This window comes from Nocardia sp. NPDC058518, assembly GCF_042719655.1.
Classification (GTDB): Bacteria; Actinomycetota; Actinomycetes; order Mycobacteriales; family Mycobacteriaceae; genus Nocardia.
Map to the genome: position 1 here is coordinate 66,976 of NZ_JBHXNJ010000010.1, position 17,757 is coordinate 84,732.

Annotated in this window: 21 protein-coding genes; 17 read left to right on the forward strand and 4 right to left on the reverse strand. The window is 67.8% G+C overall.

Going from position 1 to position 17,757, the window contains the following annotated elements; translation table 11 throughout:
• Positions 1-71 precede the first annotated feature (71 nt).
• The 9 genes from ACFWPX_RS18915 (at position 72) to ACFWPX_RS18955 (ending at position 6,761) form a co-directional block, all read left to right on the forward strand.
• The gene (locus ACFWPX_RS18915) at positions 72-776 is read left to right on the forward strand and encodes a ribonuclease HII (RefSeq protein ID WP_378912402.1); all 705 of its coding nucleotides are present in this window, start codon (positions 72-74) and stop codon (positions 774-776) included.
• 46 nt (positions 777-822) lie between these two features.
• The gene (locus ACFWPX_RS18920; protein ID WP_011210678.1) at positions 823-1,128 is read left to right on the forward strand and encodes a DUF2469 domain-containing protein; all 306 of its coding nucleotides are present in this window, start codon (positions 823-825) and stop codon (positions 1,126-1,128) included.
• Positions 1,129-1,219: 91 nt separating this feature from the next.
• Positions 1,220-1,576 (forward strand): YraN family protein, encoded by a 357-nt coding sequence (locus ACFWPX_RS18925; RefSeq protein ID WP_378912401.1) that lies wholly within the window; start codon positions 1,220-1,222, stop codon positions 1,574-1,576.
• Positions 1,576-3,084, forward strand: coding sequence for a YifB family Mg chelatase-like AAA ATPase (locus ACFWPX_RS18930; RefSeq protein WP_378928501.1), 1,509 nt, complete (start codon positions 1,576-1,578; stop codon positions 3,082-3,084). Before ACFWPX_RS18925 ends, ACFWPX_RS18930 begins: the two co-directional genes overlap by 1 nt.
• Positions 3,081-4,262: a DNA-processing protein DprA gene (dprA, locus tag ACFWPX_RS18935; RefSeq protein ID WP_378928502.1), complete on the forward strand. Its 1,182-nt coding sequence runs from the start codon at positions 3,081-3,083 to the stop codon at positions 4,260-4,262. The genes ACFWPX_RS18930 and dprA overlap by 4 nt, the downstream gene beginning before the upstream one ends.
• Positions 4,263-4,417: 155 nt before the next feature.
• Complete coding sequence (locus ACFWPX_RS18940; RefSeq protein WP_378912399.1) at positions 4,418-5,341, forward strand: tyrosine recombinase XerC; 924 nt, start codon at positions 4,418-4,420, stop codon at positions 5,339-5,341.
• Between the two features lie 334 nt (positions 5,342-5,675).
• Positions 5,676-6,041 (forward strand): YidH family protein, encoded by a 366-nt coding sequence (locus ACFWPX_RS18945; protein ID WP_378912398.1) that lies wholly within the window; start codon positions 5,676-5,678, stop codon positions 6,039-6,041.
• The gene (locus ACFWPX_RS18950; protein ID WP_378912397.1) at positions 6,038-6,337 is read left to right on the forward strand and encodes a DUF202 domain-containing protein; all 300 of its coding nucleotides are present in this window, start codon (positions 6,038-6,040) and stop codon (positions 6,335-6,337) included. The genes ACFWPX_RS18945 and ACFWPX_RS18950 overlap by 4 nt, the downstream gene beginning before the upstream one ends.
• A gap of 82 nt (positions 6,338-6,419) precedes the next feature.
• Positions 6,420-6,761, forward strand: a complete 342-nt coding sequence (locus ACFWPX_RS18955; RefSeq protein WP_378928503.1) for a hypothetical protein — start codon at positions 6,420-6,422, stop codon at positions 6,759-6,761.
• A gap of 160 nt (positions 6,762-6,921) precedes the next feature.
• Here ACFWPX_RS18955 and ACFWPX_RS18960 read toward each other — a convergent pair whose 3' ends face one another.
• On the reverse strand, positions 6,922-7,434 hold the full coding sequence (locus tag ACFWPX_RS18960) for a DUF1990 family protein (RefSeq protein WP_378928505.1): 513 nt from the start codon (positions 7,432-7,434) through the stop codon (positions 6,922-6,924).
• A 61-nt stretch (positions 7,435-7,495) separates the two neighbouring features.
• Positions 7,496-8,077 carry a M23 family metallopeptidase gene (locus tag ACFWPX_RS18965; RefSeq protein ID WP_378928506.1) on the reverse strand — a complete coding sequence of 194 codons (582 nt, stop codon included), beginning with the start codon at positions 8,075-8,077 and terminating at the stop codon, positions 7,496-7,498.
• A gap of 1,099 nt (positions 8,078-9,176) precedes the next feature.
• Between ACFWPX_RS18965 and rpsB the strand changes: the two genes are divergently transcribed.
• The 5 genes from rpsB to ACFWPX_RS18990 all read left to right on the forward strand — a co-directional run bounded on the left by rpsB (position 9,177) and on the right by ACFWPX_RS18990 (position 13,479).
• Positions 9,177-10,046: a 30S ribosomal protein S2 gene (rpsB, locus tag ACFWPX_RS18970; protein WP_378928507.1), complete on the forward strand. Its 870-nt coding sequence runs from the start codon at positions 9,177-9,179 to the stop codon at positions 10,044-10,046.
• A 108-nt stretch (positions 10,047-10,154) separates the two neighbouring features.
• Complete coding sequence (tsf, locus tag ACFWPX_RS18975; protein WP_378912392.1) at positions 10,155-10,979, forward strand: translation elongation factor Ts; 825 nt, start codon at positions 10,155-10,157, stop codon at positions 10,977-10,979.
• A gap of 168 nt (positions 10,980-11,147) precedes the next feature.
• On the forward strand, positions 11,148-11,876 hold the full coding sequence (pyrH, locus tag ACFWPX_RS18980; RefSeq protein WP_378607015.1) for a UMP kinase: 729 nt from the start codon (positions 11,148-11,150) through the stop codon (positions 11,874-11,876).
• A gap of 49 nt (positions 11,877-11,925) precedes the next feature.
• On the forward strand, positions 11,926-12,483 hold the full coding sequence (gene frr / locus ACFWPX_RS18985) for a ribosome recycling factor (RefSeq protein ID WP_378912390.1): 558 nt from the start codon (positions 11,926-11,928) through the stop codon (positions 12,481-12,483).
• Positions 12,484-12,594: 111 nt separating this feature from the next.
• Complete coding sequence (locus tag ACFWPX_RS18990) at positions 12,595-13,479, forward strand: phosphatidate cytidylyltransferase (protein ID WP_378912741.1); 885 nt, start codon at positions 12,595-12,597, stop codon at positions 13,477-13,479.
• A gap of 3 nt (positions 13,480-13,482) precedes the next feature.
• On the opposite strand, the gene ACFWPX_RS18995 is transcribed toward ACFWPX_RS18990, so the two are convergent.
• Positions 13,483-13,860, reverse strand: coding sequence for a lipopolysaccharide assembly LapA domain-containing protein (locus tag ACFWPX_RS18995; RefSeq protein ID WP_378912389.1), 378 nt, complete (start codon positions 13,858-13,860; stop codon positions 13,483-13,485).
• Positions 13,861-13,961: 101 nt separating this feature from the next.
• On the opposite strand from ACFWPX_RS18995, the gene rlmN reads away from it, so the two are divergent.
• Positions 13,962-15,071 carry a 23S rRNA (adenine(2503)-C(2))-methyltransferase RlmN gene (rlmN, locus tag ACFWPX_RS19000; protein WP_378912388.1) on the forward strand — a complete coding sequence of 370 codons (1,110 nt, stop codon included), beginning with the start codon at positions 13,962-13,964 and terminating at the stop codon, positions 15,069-15,071.
• Positions 15,072-15,088: 17 nt separating this feature from the next.
• Here rlmN and ACFWPX_RS19005 read toward each other — a convergent pair whose 3' ends face one another.
• Positions 15,089-15,892 carry a transglutaminase family protein gene (locus ACFWPX_RS19005; RefSeq protein ID WP_378928508.1) on the reverse strand — a complete coding sequence of 268 codons (804 nt, stop codon included), beginning with the start codon at positions 15,890-15,892 and terminating at the stop codon, positions 15,089-15,091.
• A gap of 115 nt (positions 15,893-16,007) precedes the next feature.
• Between ACFWPX_RS19005 and ACFWPX_RS19010 the strand changes: the two genes are divergently transcribed.
• Both ACFWPX_RS19010 and ACFWPX_RS19015 read left to right on the forward strand, forming a co-directional pair.
• Complete coding sequence (locus ACFWPX_RS19010; RefSeq protein WP_378912386.1) at positions 16,008-16,430, forward strand: uL11 family ribosomal protein; 423 nt, start codon at positions 16,008-16,010, stop codon at positions 16,428-16,430.
• 147 nt (positions 16,431-16,577) lie between these two features.
• Positions 16,578-17,717 carry a protein kinase gene (locus ACFWPX_RS19015; RefSeq protein ID WP_378928509.1) on the forward strand — a complete coding sequence of 380 codons (1,140 nt, stop codon included), beginning with the start codon at positions 16,578-16,580 and terminating at the stop codon, positions 17,715-17,717.
• Positions 17,718-17,757: the final 40 nt, after the last annotated feature.

A 17,757-nucleotide genomic window follows, 5' to 3' on the forward strand; every position in this document is an offset into this window, starting at 1 on the left:
TGAGGACGGGCGTTCCGGGTCGAGTGCACCCGGAACGCCCAGGAGAACTGACGCGACGGGACAATCGAACTGTGGGGCAGGATCGGACCAGCTGGCCGCCGCGGATGGTGATGCGCCGGGCGGGCGGCCTACGCACGCTCGAGGCGGCGCTCGTACGCGGTGGCCTCGCGCCGGTGGCCGGCGTCGACGAGGCGGGGCGCGGACCCTGCGCGGGCCCGCTGGTGGTCGCCGCGTGCCTGCTGGCGCCCAAGGCCTACGACAAGCTGGCTGGGCTAGACGACTCCAAGAAACTCACGGAGGCGGCTCGTGAGGAGCTGTTCCCGGTGGTTCAGCGATTGGCGCTGGCCTGGAGTGTCGTCGTGGTGCCCGCGTGGGAGATCGACTCGATCGGCATCCACGTCGCCAATATCGAGGGCATGCGCCGGGCTGTCGCAGGCCTCGAACGCACCCCCGGCTACATCCTGACCGACGGATTCAAGGTCCCCGGCCTGCCCGCCCCGTCGCTGCCGGTGATCGGCGGCGACGGCACCGCGGCCTGCATCGCGGCCGCGAGCATCCTGGCGAAAGTGACCAGGGACCGGATGATGGTCGAGCTCGACGCGCAGCTGCCCGGCTACGGTTTCGCCGCGCACAAGGGCTACAACACGCCCGAGCACACCGCGGCCCTGCGGCAGCTCGGACCAAGCACCGAGCACCGTCGTTCCTGGCGTAATGTGCGCGAGCTCGAGGTGCCCGGAGGTAGCCGAGTGGCTACTCCGGCGGCACATGCGCGATGATGTCAGCAATGAACGCGGCGCTGCTAGCAGGAGGACGTCCCACCCGATGAGTGCTGAGGACCTCGAGAAGTACGAAACCGAGATGGAACTGTCGTTGTACCGCGAGTACAAGGACATCGTCGGCCAGTTCTCGTACGTGGTGGAGACCGAACGGCGCTTCTACCTGGCCAATTCTGTCGAACTGCGCCCGCAGAACGCCGACGGCGAGGTGTATTTCGAAGTGCGGATGAGCGATGCGTGGGTGTGGGATATGTACCGCCCGGCCCGGTTCGTCAAGCATGTTCGGGTGATCACGTTCAAGGACGTGAACATCGAGGAGCTGGAGAAGCCGGACCTGCGCCTGCCGGAGTAGTTGTCCACAGGGGCGCGGTTATCCACAGGTTTTCTGTTTGCCCAGCTCGCGTGGGTCAGCCACGCGAGGGCATGTGGCCATGCTTTCGCTCATGGCACACAAACAGGCGCTCGGCGCCTACGGGGAGAAGCTGGCCGCGCAGTATCTCTGCGAGACCGGGATGGAGATCGTCGCCCGCAATTGGCGGTGTCGATACGGTGAGCTGGATCTGATCGTCCAGGACCCGTCGGTCACCGTCTTCGTCGAGGTGAAGACGAGGTCGGGGCTGGGATTCGGTACTCCCGCCGAGGCCGTCACGTTCAGCAAGCAGCAGCGGATTCGGCGGCTGGCTCTGCTGTGGCTGGCCGAGCAGGACGGGCCGTGGCGGCGGATTCGCTTCGACGTCGTGTCGGTGCTGGTCCCGCGGGGGCGCGGGCCGGTCATCGATCATCTGACCGGGGCCTTCTGATGGCACTCGGACGGGCGCTGTCGGTGGCGGTGACCGGGGTCGACGGCCAGCTGGTGGAGATCGAGGCCGATATCGGTCAGGGCCTGCCCTCGGTGAATCTCGTCGGTCTGCCCGATACCGCGCTGCAGGAATCACGCAATCGGGTGCGTTCCGCGGTGGCCAATACGGGGGAGAAGTGGCCGGATGGCCGCGTGATCCTGGCACTCTCGCCGGCAACCCTGCCGAAGGTAGGAAGCGTTTACGACCTCGCGCTGGCCGTTTCCGTGCTCGACGCCTCCGGTGCGGTGCCCGGCGAGCGGCTCGTGAAGACGGTGCTGCTGGGGGAGTTGGCGCTCGACGGTCGGGTTCGGCGGGTGCGTGGGGTGTTGCCCGCCGTGATCGCGGCGCGGGCGGCCGGGCTGCCCACCGTGGTCGTGCCCGCCGAAGCGGTGGCCGAAGCGGGGCTGGTCGAGGGGATCGAGGTACTCGGGGCGACGAGCCTGCGAGCGGTGGTCGCGTGGCTGCGCGGGGAGGGCAAGCTGGTCGAACCCGACGGGGTCGTGCCGGGGACGCAGACTCCGTGCGGTGACCTCAGCGACGTCGTCGGTCAGGACGAGGCGCGCTGGGCGTTGGAGGTCGCGGCGGCGGGCGGGCATCACCTGTTGCTCACCGGACCGCCCGGAATCGGCAAAACGATGCTGGCGCAGCGTCTTCCAGGGCTGTTGCCCCCACTGTCGGAAGCGGAGTCCTTGGAGGTGACCGCGATCCACTCGATGGCGGGATCACTCTCGGCGGAGCAGCCGTTGCTCACGCGGGCTCCGTTTGTCGCCCCGCATCATTCGACGTCGGTGACCGCGATGATCGGCGGTGGTTCCGGTATGGCTCGTCCAGGCGCGGTGAGCCGGGCGCATCGCGGGGTGCTGTTCCTCGACGAGTGCGCCGAAATCGGCACCAAAGTGCTGGAAGCGCTGCGGACTCCGCTCGAAGAGGGAGAGGTGCGCATCGCCCGGCGCGATGGTGTCGCCCGGTACCCGGCCCGCTTCCAACTCGTGCTGGCGGCCAATCCCTGCCCGTGCGCACCGGCGCGCGATGTCGACTGCATCTGCGCGCCACTGGCTCGGCGCCGCTACCTGGGCAAACTATCGGGGCCGCTGCTCGATCGCATCGATATCTGGGTGCAGATGCACGGGCAGGCAGGCGCTACGTTCGGCGACGAGCAGGCCGAGAGCAGCACCACCGTGGCCGCGCGCGTTGCCCGAGCCAGAGTCCGCGCCGCGCAGCGGTGGAGCGAGGACGGGTGGGCGACCAATGCCGAAGTGCCAGGCCATGTCCTGCGCAAGCGGTTCAAGCTGCCACGGGAATCGATCGCGCCGATCGAGACGGCCTTACGGCTGGGGCGAATGTCGGCTCGTGGCGCCGACCGGGCGATCCGGGTCGCCTGGACGGTCTGCGATCTGCGCGAAGGGGAGTTGCCCACCGTGCAGGATGTGATGTCGTCGTTGAACTTCCGGCAGCGGGGTGCGCAATGAGCGAGTTGCGCGTGGTCGGTGATGCGGTGGATCTGGACGGTGATCCGGACGAACGCAGGCTCGCCTGGGTGTATCTGTCGCGGGTGGTGCAGGGGCCGTGCGCACCGCTGTCGGCACTGATCGCCTCCGTCGGGGTGTGTGAGGCCGCCCGTGCGGTCCGCGAGCACGAGTTGCCTGCCGCACTGCGTGGACCTACCGCCATGCGGCGCGAAATCGACTCAGCGGCAAAGGATCTGGACACCATGCTGCGCTTGGGTGGACGGGTCATCACTCCTGATGACGAGGAATGGCCCGGCTGGCGGATGCTCGGACTCGGCCAGCTCGACACCGAACGCGATCGTGAGGCAGCGGTTCCGCTGGTGCTGTGGGCGCGGGGCCCGCTCTCGCTCCATGCCGCGTCCGAACGTGCTGTCGCGGTGGTCGGTTCGCGGTGTAGCAGCGGATACGGGTTGCAGGTGGCCAGTGAGATCGCGTGCGACCTGTCCGGTCGGGGCTGGACGATCGTCTCCGGGGCGGCCTTCGGCATCGATGCCGCGGCCCATCGGGCGGCGCTGGCCGTCGGTGGGACCACCGTGGCGGTGCTCGCCTGCGGTGTCGATCGCCCGTATCCGGCTCAGCACGACCGCCTGCTCGCCGCCATCGCCGAAAGTGGTCTCGTCGTCAGCGAATACCCGCCGGGCATCTCGGCACAGAAACACCAGTTCCTGGCCAGGAATCGATTGATCGCGACACTCGGGGACGGTGTCCTGGTGGTCGAAGCGGGTCTACGCAGCGGTGCCCGCAACACGGTGAAATGGGCTCGCAGGCTGGGCAGGCCGGCCATGGCTGTTCCGGGACCCGTCGGGTCGGCTTCCTCGGCAGGCTGCCACCGAATGATCAGAGACGGCGAAGCCCTCCTGGTAACCCGCGCCGAGGACATCATCGACGAAGCGGGCCCCCTCCGCCTTCCCGTCGCCGAAGGCAACCCGTTGGACCAGGCAGCCCACCTCCGCGGCGCCGAAGCCGAAATCTATGCGGCTCTACCCACCATCGGTACCCGCCTTCCTCGGGAACTAGCTCAACAGTCCGGCCTTGACCTGGCCACCGTCCGGGCAGTCCTTCCGAGTCTGGAACTAGCCGATTTGGTCGGCTGCGACTCCGACGGATGGTTTCGGACCTCCAGCCGACGGGCGGGCTGAGGGGCAAAGCATGCAGTTGATGCGCATGCATCGGCCGTCGAGCGAGCAACTGGAGGGTTCGGCCAGTAGAACCGGTGGTCGGCCGTGTGGGCGGCTCGCATCCCGGGGCGGCGTGGTGGGTTGCGTGGGGGACGGGGAAGGGCGACGGTTGGGTCATGGATGTGTTGCCTGATGATCTGACCGCATTGCTCGCCGAGTTCGGTCGGCATCTGCGGTTGGGGCGGAATCGGTCGGCGCATACGGTGCGGGCGTATCTGGGGGATGTGCGGTCGTTGCTCGAGCATCTGTACGCGCGGTCGGCGGATTCGGCGGTGCGGGAGCTGGATCTGCCGTTGTTGCGGTCGTGGCTGGCCGACCTCGCGGCGGCAGGGGTGGCGCGGACGACCCTGGCTCGGCGGGCATCGGCGGCAAGGACTTTCACCGCATGGTTGACCGAGACCGGGCGGCTCGGTGTCGATCCCGGGTTGCGTCTGCAGGCCCCGAGAGCGCATCGCGTGCTGCCTGCGGTGCTCGGCCGCAATCAAGCCGAACACGCCATGGATGCGGCGGAATCCGGGGCGGCGCAGCAGGATCCGATGGCACTGCGGGATCGGCTGATCGTGGAGATGTTGTACGCCACCGGAATTCGCGTCAGCGAGCTGTGCGGTCTCGATATCGACGACATCGATCGGGAGCGTCGCCTCGTGCGCGTTCTCGGCAAGGGCAACAAGGAACGTTCGGTGCCGTTCGGTGGTCCCGCCGACACGGCGCTCGATGCTTGGCTCCGCGCCGGCCGCCCTTCCCTGGTCAACGACCACTCCGGCCGCGCCCTGTTCCTCGGTCAACGTGGTCGTCGCCTCGACCAGCGCCAAGCCCGCTCCGTCGTCCACGAGGTCATCGCCGCGATCCCCGGCGCCCCCGACATGGGCCCCCACGGTCTACGCCACACCGCTGCCACCCACCTGCTCGAAGGCGGCGCCGACCTCCGCGTCGTCCAGGAACTGCTCGGCCACGCCAGCATGGCGACCACCCAGCTCTACACCCACGTCTCTGTCGAACGCCTCAAACGAGTCCACGACCAAGCCCACCCCCGCGCCTGACGGCCGCGAAACGAGTCCGGCACCGAGACCGCGCCGCGCTGCGAGCGGATCGGCGAGTGAGAACGTAGCGGGCATCAGCGAACGGGCGCACGTGCGAACGGTGAGCGACATGGCGACGGGGAGATCGGCGGTGAGCGACATGGCGACGGGGAGATCGGCGGTGAGCGACATGGCGACGGGGAGATCGGCGGTGAGCAACATGGCGGCGGGGAGATCGGCGTGAGCGACATGGCGACCGGGGAGATCAGCGGTGACGACATGGCGGTCGGCGCGCTCGCAACGATCACGAGCGGAGGGATCGCGGTGGCGCATGATGGGGACAGGAGGTGGTGTAGTGACATTGCCCGAGGTCGGGGCCGAATCCGAGGACGGCGAGGAGGAGGTCGACTACCGATTCACCCTCGCCAATGAACGCACGTTCCTGGCGTGGATGAGGACCGCGCTCGGTCTGCTCGCCGGCGGTGTCGCGGTGCACACCCTCGTCCAACCGACTCGCCTGGCCGGATTCGCCGGTGTCATCTCGTTGATCTGCCTGATCATGGGACTGGTCGTCGCGCTCGCCGCCTTCCGGCACTGGCGTCGGGTGAATCTCGCGATGCGCGCCGGGGGACCGCTGCCGGGAACGATCCTGGTGCCGGTTCTCTCGGTCGGCGTCGCGGTGGTCGCCGCACTCGCCTGTGTAGCGGTAGTGCTGTCGTGACCGCACCGACCCTGGCCATGGAGCGCACCGCCCTGGCCTGGCGGCGCACGTCCCTCGGCGCGGCCGCCTGCGCCCTGCTCTTCGTCCACGAGGCAACCACCGACGGTGGGCTGACCTGGGTGCTCCCACTCGCCGCGGCCACGGTGGCGCTGATCCTGGCCGGGATGGGCTGGTCCCGTGGCCGCGCGCTCGATCGCGGACGTGTGGGCACCGGTCACCGATCTGTCGGGACCGCCGCCCTCGCCGTCGCGACCGTATCCCTGATCGCTGTCGTCACTGTGCTGCTCAGGCTATGAAAGGTGTCCGCGCGTTGGCGAGCGACCTGCGCCGATACGGAACTCGATCGACGATCGCGGCACCGGAAAATAGTGTGAGGGCGTGACTTCCCTGCGCGAGCGGCTGCGCGCCGCGTTGAAACCTGCGATGAAGGCCCGCGACCTCGGTGCGGTGTCGGCGCTACGTTCGGCGCTGGCGGCGATCGACAACGCGGAGGCGATCGATGTCGGTGAGATGCGAGCCGGTGCGATGGAAGACAGCCCAGTCGGTCTCGGCGCGGCCGAGGCCAGTCGCCGCGACCTCACCGATGTCGAGATCGAAGCGATCGTCCGCCGTGAGATCGACGAGAGACGGGTCGCAGCAACCGAATACGAACACCACGGTGCGATCGACCGCCGCGATCGGCTGATCGCGGAGGCAGACGCGCTGGCCGCGCTCCTCTGACGAGCCACCGAGTCCGCGAGTGACGGCCACCGGTCCGCGAGGCTTCGGCACCGGCCAGTCTCGAAGCGCCGACATCGAGCGCGTCGGCGAGGTGGGTAGCGCGACACGGACGCCGAAGGAAACGCTGATCCCCCGGCACCCGCGCCGGTCGAGCGCGACGTCAGCCGTTGGTGGGCAAGGTATTCAGGTAGCGGTGGGCGAACCAGCGCTGGATCAGGCGGACGACGGGGCCACCGAGGCGGACGTACCAGGTGCCCGGCTTGGAGAAGGCCGTGACCAGGCCGTAGACGGTGTCGTCGGTGGGGTCGTACTCGACCGCGAACAGTTCTTCACCGATCTCGGGGTGCCCGGGCAGGGTCCCGTAGGCGAAGCCTCGGCGGTCGGGTTCGTCGAGGACATAGACGACGCGACAGGGTGCGGTGATGCCGAGCCGGCCGATTCCGAGGAATACCGTCAATGCGGTTCCCGGCTGGGCGGTTTCGGTGTCGGCGCTCTGGAAGACGCCGGAGCCCTTCTGTATTCCGTACTCGAGGATGTGGTTTTCCGCGCGGTCGAACAGATCGCGGCCGTGACCGATCGGCTGTCGTAGCCGGAACCGGTGGTATCCGCCGGGCATGGTGGTGCGGGTGGCACCGACCTCGGGGTAGGTGAACGGCGCTGTTTTATCGGGCACGCCTCGATTCTCGTCCGCGGCCGATCGCCGTGGGGGCCGGGTGGTGGAGTGGTTCGTCACGTCATGGCTCCAACGGTTTCAGGCGGACCGGCACCTCGTGCAGGAGTCCGAGTGGGTCGACATATTCGCGTCGGTTGTGCGCACCGGACTCGCGACGGGCGCCCCAGTGCAGGCAGGCGGTGGCCGGACACCCCTCGTGTCCGGCCACCAGCGTGCCGATCGGCGTACCCCTGCTCACCCGGCTTCCCACCCTCACCTGCGCCCGCACCGGCTCGTAGGTGGTGCGCAAGCCGCCAGGATGATCGATCGACACCACCGGTTTGTCCGCCACGTCCCCCGCGAACACCACGATGCCCTCGCCCGCCGCCAGCACCGTCTGCCCGGCCGTGCCCGCCAGATCCACGCCCCGATGCCCCGGCAACCAATTCCGATCCGGTTTGTCGAACGCGCGCTCCACCGTGGGCCGCGGCCGCAGCGGCCAACCGAACGGCCCGGATTCGGCCGCATCGGCGGGTACCGCACCACTGAGCACGATCGCCACCAGGCAGACGACACCGAGTACCCGCCCGAGTACCGACCGGACCCGGCGCACCGCACGACGGAGATTCCTGCGGTCGCGAGGCCACTCGTCGCCGTCGGTCATGGCGGCTCGCCTTGCAACGGGACGATCGCGACCGCGAATGCGAGCCCGCATCTTCTGTCCGGCATCGGGCTTGTCGAACATCGCCCGGTCTCAGCGGTGCGGTCGCGGTGTCGGCACCCGCTGCTGCGCCGCCAGCGTTCGCAACATCTCCCGCAGTACCGCCGGAAGCCCCGCCGCCGACCCACTCCCACCCCCGGCTCGCACCACGATCTCGATCTCCGACCGCGCCCCCGCACTCTGATCCACACCTCGCGGACGGGCGGGAGCCGAATCGAGGTCGTGGATAGTCACCCGCACCGGTGCGGGAACAAGCTCTCGCCGCGGCACGACGATCACCGGCACCACGACCGGCGCCCGCCCGCAGAAACCCCGTGTCTCGGATGGTGTGCCCTTCCTCTGCGGTACCGGAGGCGCTACCGGGACCGTGCCCGGCGCGGCCGCACGTTGCGGTGGGAAAATCGGTTCGCCGGTCCTTCGTACGGGTGGCTGTGCGAGGACAACAGCACCGCCGCCGGCGCATATCGACGACAGACCGGCTGGGGGCGTCGCCTCGGCGGGCCGAGTCACCGACGGTCCGGTCGCGCCATCGCCCGAAGTAGGATGAGCCACGGCCGGCGCGGCGGCGACTCCGGCCACGCAGAGCAGCGGAAACGTAGTGATCAGGGTGCGTGTCAATGGATTCATGCCCCAACTCTGGGCGCCGGACAACCCCACCGGGACAACGATTTCGGGATTGTGGACAACTTCCCCACATGTGGATATCGACCACTTCATCTACGAAATGGGCGGTCGTTGCGCAGGGGCGATTTCGGACCTGGCCCAGGTCCGCGTAGACTGAACGAGCGGTTTGTGCTCAGCAGCCAGTGCGTGTGCACGGTACGGACCGACTTCGCGCGCCACCCGTGCTCGTCCATCCGGTCGTCGCTCGCAATGCAGACGGTCCGCGAGGGCATGTCAGCGCGAGTTCTCCAACGGATGAACAGGGAAATCGTCGGCTGGTCCCGGATTCTTCGAATCGGGTCCGGCGGTTTCGGTGGCGCCAGGGCAGTCGATCGCCGATCGACCGCGACAACCGGCAACGAAAGAGGATACGAAGGCTATGCCTGTCGTAACTATGAAGCAGCTGCTCGACAGCGGCGCGCACTTCGGCCACCAGACTCGTCGGTGGAACCCGAAGATGAAGCGGTTCATCTTCACCGACCGCAACGGCATCTACATCATCGACCTGCAGCAGACGCTGACCTTCATCGACAAGGCCTACGAGTTCGTCAAGGAGACTGTCGCCCACGGTGGCACCGTTCTCTTCGTCGGCACCAAGAAGCAGGCCCAGGAGTCGATCGCTTCCGAGGCGCTGCGCGTCGGAATGCCCTACGTCAACCAGCGTTGGCTGGGTGGCATGCTCACCAACTTCTCCACCGTGCACAAGCGCCTGCAGCGCCTCAAAGAACTCGAGGCGATGGAGCAGACCGGTGGCTTCGAGGGTCGCACCAAGAAGGAAATCCTCATGCTCACGCGTGAGATGACCAAGCTGGACCGCACCCTCGGTGGTATCCGTGACATGGCCAAGGTTCCCTCGGCCATCTGGATCGTCGATACCAACAAGGAGCACATCGCCGTCGGCGAGGCGCGCAAGCTGAACATCCCGGTCATCGCGATCCTGGATACCAACTGCGACCCCGACCTGGTCGACTACCCGATCCCGGGTAACGACGACGCGATCCGTTCCGCCGCACTGCTCACCAAGGTCGTCGCTTCCGCGGTGGCCGAGGGCGTGCAGGCCCGCGCGGGCCAGGCTTCCGGCGACGCGAAGCCCGAAGCCGGCGCAGGCGAGCCGCTGGCCGAGTGGGAGCAGGAGCTCCTGTCCTCGGCTACCCCGGCCGCCGAGGCTGCCGAAGCCGTCGAGACCCCGGCCGAGGCCGAGGCCGAGGTCAAGGCCGACCCGGCGCAGCACACCCCGGCCGACTTCTGAGCTGACCGGTAGCACTACGTTCACCTTGCCGGCCCTTCTGAATTCAGAAGCGGTCGGCAAGGTGGTGTTAACACCCAAGCACCCCACACACGAGGAGGCTCGCCCCCGATGGCGAACTACACCGCTGCTGATGTGAAGCGGCTCCGGGAGCTCACCGGCTCCGGCATGATGGACTGCAAGAACGCGCTGGCCGATTCCGACGGCGATTTCGACAAGGCCGTCGAGGTGCTGCGCATCAAGGGCGCCAAGGACGTCGGCAAGCGCGCCGAGCGTGCGACCGCGGAGGGTCTGGTCATCGCCAAGGACGGCGTCATGGTCGAGATCAACTGCGAGACCGACTTCGTCGCCAAGAACGCCGAGTTCCAGCAGCTGGCCGACGCCATCGTGACCGCGGCCGCCGCGGCCAAGCCGGCTGACCTGGACGCCCTCAAGGCGCTCAAGCTGACCGACGGCACCGTTGACGACGCCGTGCAGGCGCTGTCGGCCAAGATCGGCGAGAAGCTGGAACTGCGTCGCGTCGTGTCCTTCGACGGCCCGGTCGCCACCTACCTGCACAAGCGTGCTTCGGACCTGCCGCCCGCCGTCGGCGTGCTGGTGGAGTACGAAGGCACCGGCGACGCCGCTGCCGACGCCGCGCGTGCCGCGGGCATGCAGGTTGCCGCGCTCAAGGCCAAGTACCTGACCCGCGAGGAGGTGCCCGCCGACGTCGTCGACGCCGAGCGTCGCATCGCCGAGGAGACCGCGCGCGAAGAGGGCAAGCCCGAAGCCGCGCTGTCGAAGATCACCGAAGGCCGCGTCAACGGCTTCTTCAAGGACGTCGTGCTGCTCGAGCAGTCCGCCGTCACCGACTCCAAGAAGACCGTCAAGGCGCTTCTGGAAGAGGCGGGCGTGAACGTGAAGCGTTTCGCTCGTTTCGAGGTCGGCCAGGCCTGATCCGCCTGAACTGACGAAAAAGCCTCTTCGGCGCGGTGTGATGCCGCGCTGGAGAGGCTTTACTCGTGGATCGACCGACCCCACTTCTGGGTGATCGCAACCTGATAGGGCAGGATAGATGCCGCCTGCTCGCCCCGCTCTCGACCTCGCCGAAGGAGACCAACACCCATGACCGACCCGGGTAACGACCGCCCTGGATACAACCGGGTGCTGCTCAAGCTGGGTGGGGAGATGTTCGGTGGTGGTGGGGTCGGCCTCGACCCCGATGTCGTGCAGACGGTGGCAGAGCAGATCGCCGAGATCGTCGAGACCGGCGTGCAGGTGGCCGTGGTGATCGGCGGCGGCAACTTCTTCCGCGGCGCCGAGCTCGAGGAGCGCGGCATGGAGCGGGCCCGCTCCGACTATATGGGCATGCTCGGCACCGTGATGAACAGCCTTGCCCTCCAGGATTTCCTTCAGCAGCAGGGCGTGGATACCCGCGTGCAGACCGCCATCACGATGGGCCAGGTCGCCGAGCCCTACCTGCCGCTGCGCGCAAAGCGCCACCTCGAGAAGGGCCGTGTCGTGATCTTCGGCGCGGGCATGGGCATGCCCTACTTCTCCACCGACACCACCGCCGCCCAGCGCGCGCTGGAGATCGGCGCCGACGTGGTGTTGATGGCCAAGGCGGTCGACGGCGTGTTCGACGCCGACCCGCGCGTCGACCCGAATGCGAGCATGTTCACCGAGATCACCCACAAGGAAGTGATCGAAAAGGGCCTGAAGGTGGCCGATGCCACCGCGTTCAGTCTCTGCATGGACAACCAGATGCCGATGCTGGTGTTCAATTTGTTGATCAAGGGCAATATTGCCCGCGCGGTGGCCGGTGAACCCATCGGCACCCTGGTTCGGTCGTGACCCCGCATCCGCGGACGATGACGATGACGATGCTGTGGAGGATTCGGTCGTGATTGATGAAGCGCTCTTCGATGCCGAGGAGAAGATGGACAAGGCCGTCACGGTGGCGAAGGACGACCTGGGCAGCATTCGTACCGGCCGCGCCAACCCGGGCATGTTCACCCGGGTGCTGATCGAGTACTACGGCTCGCTCACCCCGATCACCCAGGTCTCGAGCATCACCGTGCCCGAGCCGCGCATGGTCGTGATCAAGCCCTACGAGCAGAGCTCGCTCGGCCTGATCGAGAACGCCATCCGCAACTCCGACCTCGGCGTGAACCCGACCAACAACGGCGACATCCTGCGGATCTCGGTGCCGCAGCTCACCGAGGAACGTCGCCGCGAGATGGTCAAGATGGCCAAGGGCAAGGGTGAGGACGCCAAGGTCTCGATTCGCAACGTCCGCCGCAAGGCGATGGACGAACTGGGCCGCATCCAGAAGGATGGCGAAGCGGGTGAGGATGAGGTCGGGCGCGCCGAGAAGGAGCTCGACAAGACCACTGCCAAGTATGTGGCCCAGGTCGACGAGCTGGTCAAGCACAAGGAAGCCGAACTGCTCGAGGTCTGAGCGCCAGATCTCGCCAGTCCCGCTCGTGCGGGGGATGAACGGAACGACGAGTTGAGCGACGGGACAATCGTGGCCGAAGACGCCGCCGCCACCGGGGCGGCACCGGATCCCATGCCGGACAAGGTCGAGGAGACCGCGACCGCGGCCACGCCGCAGGGCGAGCAGCCGCCTGCCCCGGCATCCCGTGCCGGGCGCAATCTGCCCGCGGCACTGGCAGTGGGGCTGACGCTCGGGCTGTCGCTGATCGCGATCCTGTTGTTCGTCCCGAAGGTGTTCATCGCGGTCGCGGGGCTCGGCGTGGGCGTCGCGACCTGGGAGGTCACCAAGCGGCTGCGCGAAGCCGACGTGCTGGTGCCGCGGATTCCGCTGCTCGTGGGCGGTCAGGCGGTGTTCTGGCTCGGCTGGCCGTGGGGGGCGAGCGGGGTGCTCGGCGCGTTCGCCGCCACCGCGCTGGTGTGCATGGTGTGGCGCCTGTTCGATCACGGCCTCAGTACCGCGCCGAAGAATTTCCTGCGTGACACCGCGATCGCCGTGTTCACCCTCACCTGGATCCCACTGCTGGCCGCGTTCTCCACGCTGCTGCTGCTCGAACCCGACGGCAATCTGCGGGTGCTCACGTTCATGATCCTGGTGGTGTGCTCCGATGTCGGCGGCTATGTCGCCGGAGTGCTGTTCGGCAGGCATCCGATGGTGCCCGCGATCAGCCCGAAGAAGTCGTGGGAGGGTTTCTGCGGTTCGCTGGTGTTCAGCGTGATCGGCGGTCTGCTGACCGTCACCTTGCTGCTCGAGGCCAACTCGATGATCGGTGTGGTGCTCGGTGTCGGCCTGGTGGCCGTGGCGACCATCGGTGACCTGATCGAGTCGCAGATCAAGCGGGAACTCGGCATCAAGGACATGGGGACGCTGCTGCCGGGGCACGGCGGAATCATGGATCGTCTCGACTCGATGCTGCCCTCGGCGTTCGTCTCCTGGCTGGTACTCAGCGCGCTGATCTGAGCGTCATGGCCTCTTGGCGGCCTGCCGCAGTTGCAGGATCCGCACCCCGCCGACCAGGCCCATCACCAGCGCCCCCGCGATCAGCGACAGCAACACGGTGACGCCGAGCGGCAGTTCGAAGTGCCAGAACAGCAGGTTGGTACGGACCTTGTCGAGATTCTGGATGATGAAGATCAGCAGCACGATGCCGAGCAGGGCGGCGGCAAGTAAGGCGATCCAGGTGTAGCCGGTGCGCGATCCGTGCACGGCGTCGTGTGGAACCGATACCGGTGTGGTAGCAGGCTGCGCCGGTTCGGCGGGCTTGCTGTGCTTGCCGGTGAGATCGGTCGGCGGCGGGTCGTGCTCGGCCGGTGACGCACCGGATTCTGCGGATGTACTCATGGTTCGATCATTGCCGACTGCTATGGCTCGCGCACGCATCTTGTCGATAACGTTGCCCGGCGTGCCAACCCCGAGGTCGCGTTTGGGACAATGGTGAAACTATGGCCATCTCCCTGCCCCTCGTGTTCGATGCCCCGCGCCGCGGCATGCCGCCGCGTCACCTCGCCGATCTCGATTCGGACGAACGCAAGGCCGCGGTGCAGGAGCTGGGATTGCCGAAGTTCCGGGCCGACCAGCTGGCCCGTCAGTACTACGGCCGCCTGCAGTCCGATCCGGCGCTGATGACCGATCTGCCCGCCGAGGTGCGCGCGAAGGTCGGCGAAACGCTGTTCCCACCGCTGCTGTCGGTGGTGCGCAATATCGCCTGCGATGAGGGCGATACCCGCAAAACGCTGTGGAAGGCGCACGACGGGACACTGCTGGAGAGCGTGCTCATGCGCTACCCCGATCGCAATACGCTGTGCATTTCCAGCCAGGCCGGGTGCGGTATGGCGTGTCCGTTCTGTGCGACCGGGCAGGCGGGGCTCACCCGTAACCTGTCGACCGCGGAGATTGTCGATCAGGTGCGCGCGGCCGCGGCCGATTTGCGCGACGGTGAGGTGCACGGCGGTCCGGGCCGACTCTCCAACATCGTGTTCATGGGGATGGGCGAGCCGCTGGCCAACTACAAGCGGGTGGTGAACGCGGTTCGCCGGATCACCTCGCCCGCTCCCGACGGGCTCGGCATTTCGCAGCGATCGGTGACGGTGTCGACCGTCGGCCTCGCACCGGCGATTCGCAAGCTGGCCGACGAGGACATGTCGGTGCGCCTGGCGGTGTCGCTGCACACGCCCGACGACGAACTGCGCGACACCCTGGTGCCGGTGAACAATCGCTGGTCCATCGCCGAAGTGCTCGACGCCGCAAGGTATTACGCCGACAAGTCCGGGCGCCGCGTGTCGATCGAATACGCGCTGATCCGCGATATCAACGATCAGCCGTGGCGGGCGGACCTGCTGGGCAAGAAGCTGCACAAGGCGCTGGGCCCGCTCGTGCACGTGAACCTGATCCCGCTCAACCCGACGCCGGGTAGTGAGTGGGATGCCAGCCCGAAGCCGGTCGAGAAGGAGTTCGTGCGGCGCGTGATCGCCCAGGGTGTGTCGTGCACGGTGCGTGACACCCGCGGTCAGGAGATCGCGGCGGCCTGCGGTCAGCTCGCTGCCGAGGGCTAGGTCCTTCCTCCGCGCCGTCAGACGATGCTGATCGGTGCGATGAAGTCGTCGTAGGGGAGTGGGCCCGCGACGAAGGCGTTGACCTGCATGAAGTTCAGGGTGATGTCGCCGCCGTGGTTGTCCAGGAAGGCGATATCGGAGGCGTCGCGGCCGGTGGCGATGCGCACCAGGCTCGAGCGCGGTGCGAGGCCCGTCGGGTCGTAAGTGCGCCACTTGCCGTCGATGTAGGCCTCGCAGACAGCGTGGAAGTCCATCGGCACGCAGCCCGGCGCGTAGACCGCGGCGACCCGGGCGGGGACGCCGACGGCGCGCAGCAGCGCGACCATCAGGTGTGAGAAGTCGCGGCAGACGCCGGTGCCCGACAGCAGCGTCTCCACCGCGCCGTCGATGGGCGTGCTGCTACCCGAGACGTAGGTGATCCGTCGGCCGATCCACGACGCGACGCGGTTGGCTACCTCGGGATCGGCTATGCCGTAGCCGAATTCGGCCGCCGCGAAGCCGAGCAGTTTGTCCGACTCCGCGTAGCGGCTCGGTCGCCGGTACAGCGCGAGGTCGTAGTCGGAGGGCGGCTCGAGGAAGGCAGTGCCCAGGACGGTCGCCTGGTAGTCGATGCGGAGGGTGCCCGCGCGCACATCGAGCACGTGGATCCGGGAACCGTGCGCACCGACCACTTCGCGCGGCGTGAGGAACTCGCCGTCGAGCGAGCATGTCATGGACTCGATCAGGTCGAGCCCGGGCCTGCGGGCGACAGCGATCTGACACTGCAGCACCGAATCAGCATGGACCGCGACCTCCAGGCGAGCGGAAACGTCCCGTTTCACGCCCACAGACTGACAGGCGAACCGGGATCAGGCGAACCGAACCGCTCGAGCGGGTTGCGGCCCAGGCGTTATCGTCGCGGGACCGGATCGACGCGTGCGTCCGAGATCGTTGACTATGGCGCGCGAAACAGCCTCTGTCACAGTCACTCTCGAGCTCGAAGCCGGAAACGCCTCGCTGATGATCCTCGGCAAGATGCTCGGTCCCACCGGCGTCCCACCCTTCGAGGTCAAACGGCGCTACGACGCCGCGACGGCAGACCAGCGCGGCGAGATCATTCCGGCCGTCATCACGATCGACGCCCGCAAGCGCTGGACGATGCGACTCAAAACCCCACCCACCGCCTCCCTGATCCGCAAGGCTCTCGGCCAACCGGGCTCCCCGCAACCCGGCCACAAGCCGGTCGGCGCGCTCAGCCGGGAGCAATTGCGCCGCATCGCTGTTCGCAAACTGCCCGACCTCAACACCACCGATGTGGAGGCGGCGATGCGCATCGTGGCAGGCACCGCGCGCTCGATGGGCGTGCGTGTCGAGGGCTGACGACCGAGCGGCCGTTCACCGCGACCCTCGTCTGCGCCGCTTCCAGCTGGGGTGAACCCACTCCGGAGCGGTGTACTGCACCGATTCGCAGGTCCTTCGTTTGGTATGGTCCAGCCGTCGGACGAGGAGCGAGATTCGGGGGTCAGAGTGGTTTCTGACGGGACGGTGTTCGCCGGCTACACGATCGATCGGCAGCTGGGTCAGGGCGGGATGGGGTCGGTGTATCTGGCCAGGCATCCGCGTCTGCCCCGGTGGACGGCGCTGAAACTGCTCAATCGAGAGCTGTTCTCCGACTCCGAGATCCGGGCCAGGTTCGAGCGGGAAGCCGATCTGGTCGCCCAGCTCGATCACCCCAATATCGTGACCGTGTTCGATCGCGGGGTCGAGGGCGATCAGCTGTGGATCAGCATGCAGTACATCGACGGGATCGACGCCTCCTCGCTGGATCCGCACACCCTGCCGCCGGACCGGGCGCTGCAGATCATCGGTGAGACCGCCGCCGCGCTCGACTACGCGCATCGCGCGGGAGTGCTGCACCGCGACGTCAAGCCTGCCAATATCCTGCTGGCGCGTTCCAGCAGCCAGGAGCGGGTGTATCTCACCGACTTCGGTATCGCCCGCCTGCGCGACGATTCGGGTCATCTGACCGAGACCGGGTCGTTCACCGCCACCCTGGCCTACGCCGCGCCCGAGCAGCTCACCGGCGCCGCGCTGGATCACCGCGCCGACCAGTACTCCCTGGCGTGCACGCTCTACACGCTGCTGACCGGCAGCGCACCCTACGAATCGACCAGTCCGGCCGCGGTGATCACCGGCCATCTGCAAGCACCACCGCCCCCGGTGAGTCCGCGTCGCGCGGGTCTGCCGCAGGTGCTCGACGCCGTGATGGCTCGCGCGCTGGCCAAGCGACCCGCCGACAGGTTCGCCTCGTGCGAGGAGTTCGTCGACGCCGCTCAGCGGGCAGTGCGCACCGGAACCACCGGTGCCCGCCCGCTCGCCCGCCCGACCTCGGGTGCGCACGCTCAGCCGTTCGTCGGCATGCAGCCCATGCGCCCGGTGAGTTCGACGGGCACTCCCATCCCGCAGTACAACCCCGTTCCGATGCCCCCACGAGCGCCGCAGCCTCAGTACGCGCCCACGCCGCAGTACTGGCAGCCGCAACCGGCCCGGATCCCGAATCCGCCACCGCAGCGAGGCGGCTGGGGATCGGCACTGGGCACCTACGCGGTCCTGCTGATCGTGGTCATCGCGATCGCCGGAGTGATCGCGCTGCTGGCAAACCTCTGATCGGCCCGCCGACCCGATCGGCGGGTGCCATATTCTGGTC

Excerpts from the sequence above, each read along its gene's own strand:
- rlmN (WP_378912388.1), top strand. The coding sequence starts at position 13,962 with ATGGCCATCTCCCTGCCCCTCGTGTTCGATGCCCCGCGCCGCGGCATG.
- pyrH (WP_378607015.1), top strand. The coding sequence starts at position 11,148 with ATGACCGACCCGGGTAACGACCGCCCTGGATACAACCGGGTGCTGCTC.
- ACFWPX_RS18940 (WP_378912399.1), top strand. The coding sequence starts at position 4,418 with ATGGATGTGTTGCCTGATGATCTGACCGCATTGCTCGCCGAGTTCGGT.
- tsf (WP_378912392.1), top strand. The coding sequence starts at position 10,155 with ATGGCGAACTACACCGCTGCTGATGTGAAGCGGCTCCGGGAGCTCACC.
- ACFWPX_RS18930 (WP_378928501.1), top strand. The coding sequence starts at position 1,576 with ATGGCACTCGGACGGGCGCTGTCGGTGGCGGTGACCGGGGTCGACGGC.
- ACFWPX_RS18965 (WP_378928506.1), bottom strand. The coding sequence starts at position 8,077 with ATGACCGACGGCGACGAGTGGCCTCGCGACCGCAGGAATCTCCGTCGT.
- ACFWPX_RS18925 (WP_378912401.1), top strand. The coding sequence starts at position 1,220 with ATGGCACACAAACAGGCGCTCGGCGCCTACGGGGAGAAGCTGGCCGCG.
- ACFWPX_RS18990 (WP_378912741.1), top strand. The coding sequence starts at position 12,595 with ATGCCGGACAAGGTCGAGGAGACCGCGACCGCGGCCACGCCGCAGGGC.
- ACFWPX_RS19010 (WP_378912386.1), top strand. The coding sequence starts at position 16,008 with ATGGCGCGCGAAACAGCCTCTGTCACAGTCACTCTCGAGCTCGAAGCC.
- ACFWPX_RS18920 (WP_011210678.1), top strand. The coding sequence starts at position 823 with ATGAGTGCTGAGGACCTCGAGAAGTACGAAACCGAGATGGAACTGTCG.
- rpsB (WP_378928507.1), top strand. The coding sequence starts at position 9,177 with ATGCCTGTCGTAACTATGAAGCAGCTGCTCGACAGCGGCGCGCACTTC.
- dprA (WP_378928502.1), top strand. The coding sequence starts at position 3,081 with ATGAGCGAGTTGCGCGTGGTCGGTGATGCGGTGGATCTGGACGGTGAT.
- ACFWPX_RS18995 (WP_378912389.1), bottom strand. The coding sequence starts at position 13,860 with ATGAGTACATCCGCAGAATCCGGTGCGTCACCGGCCGAGCACGACCCG.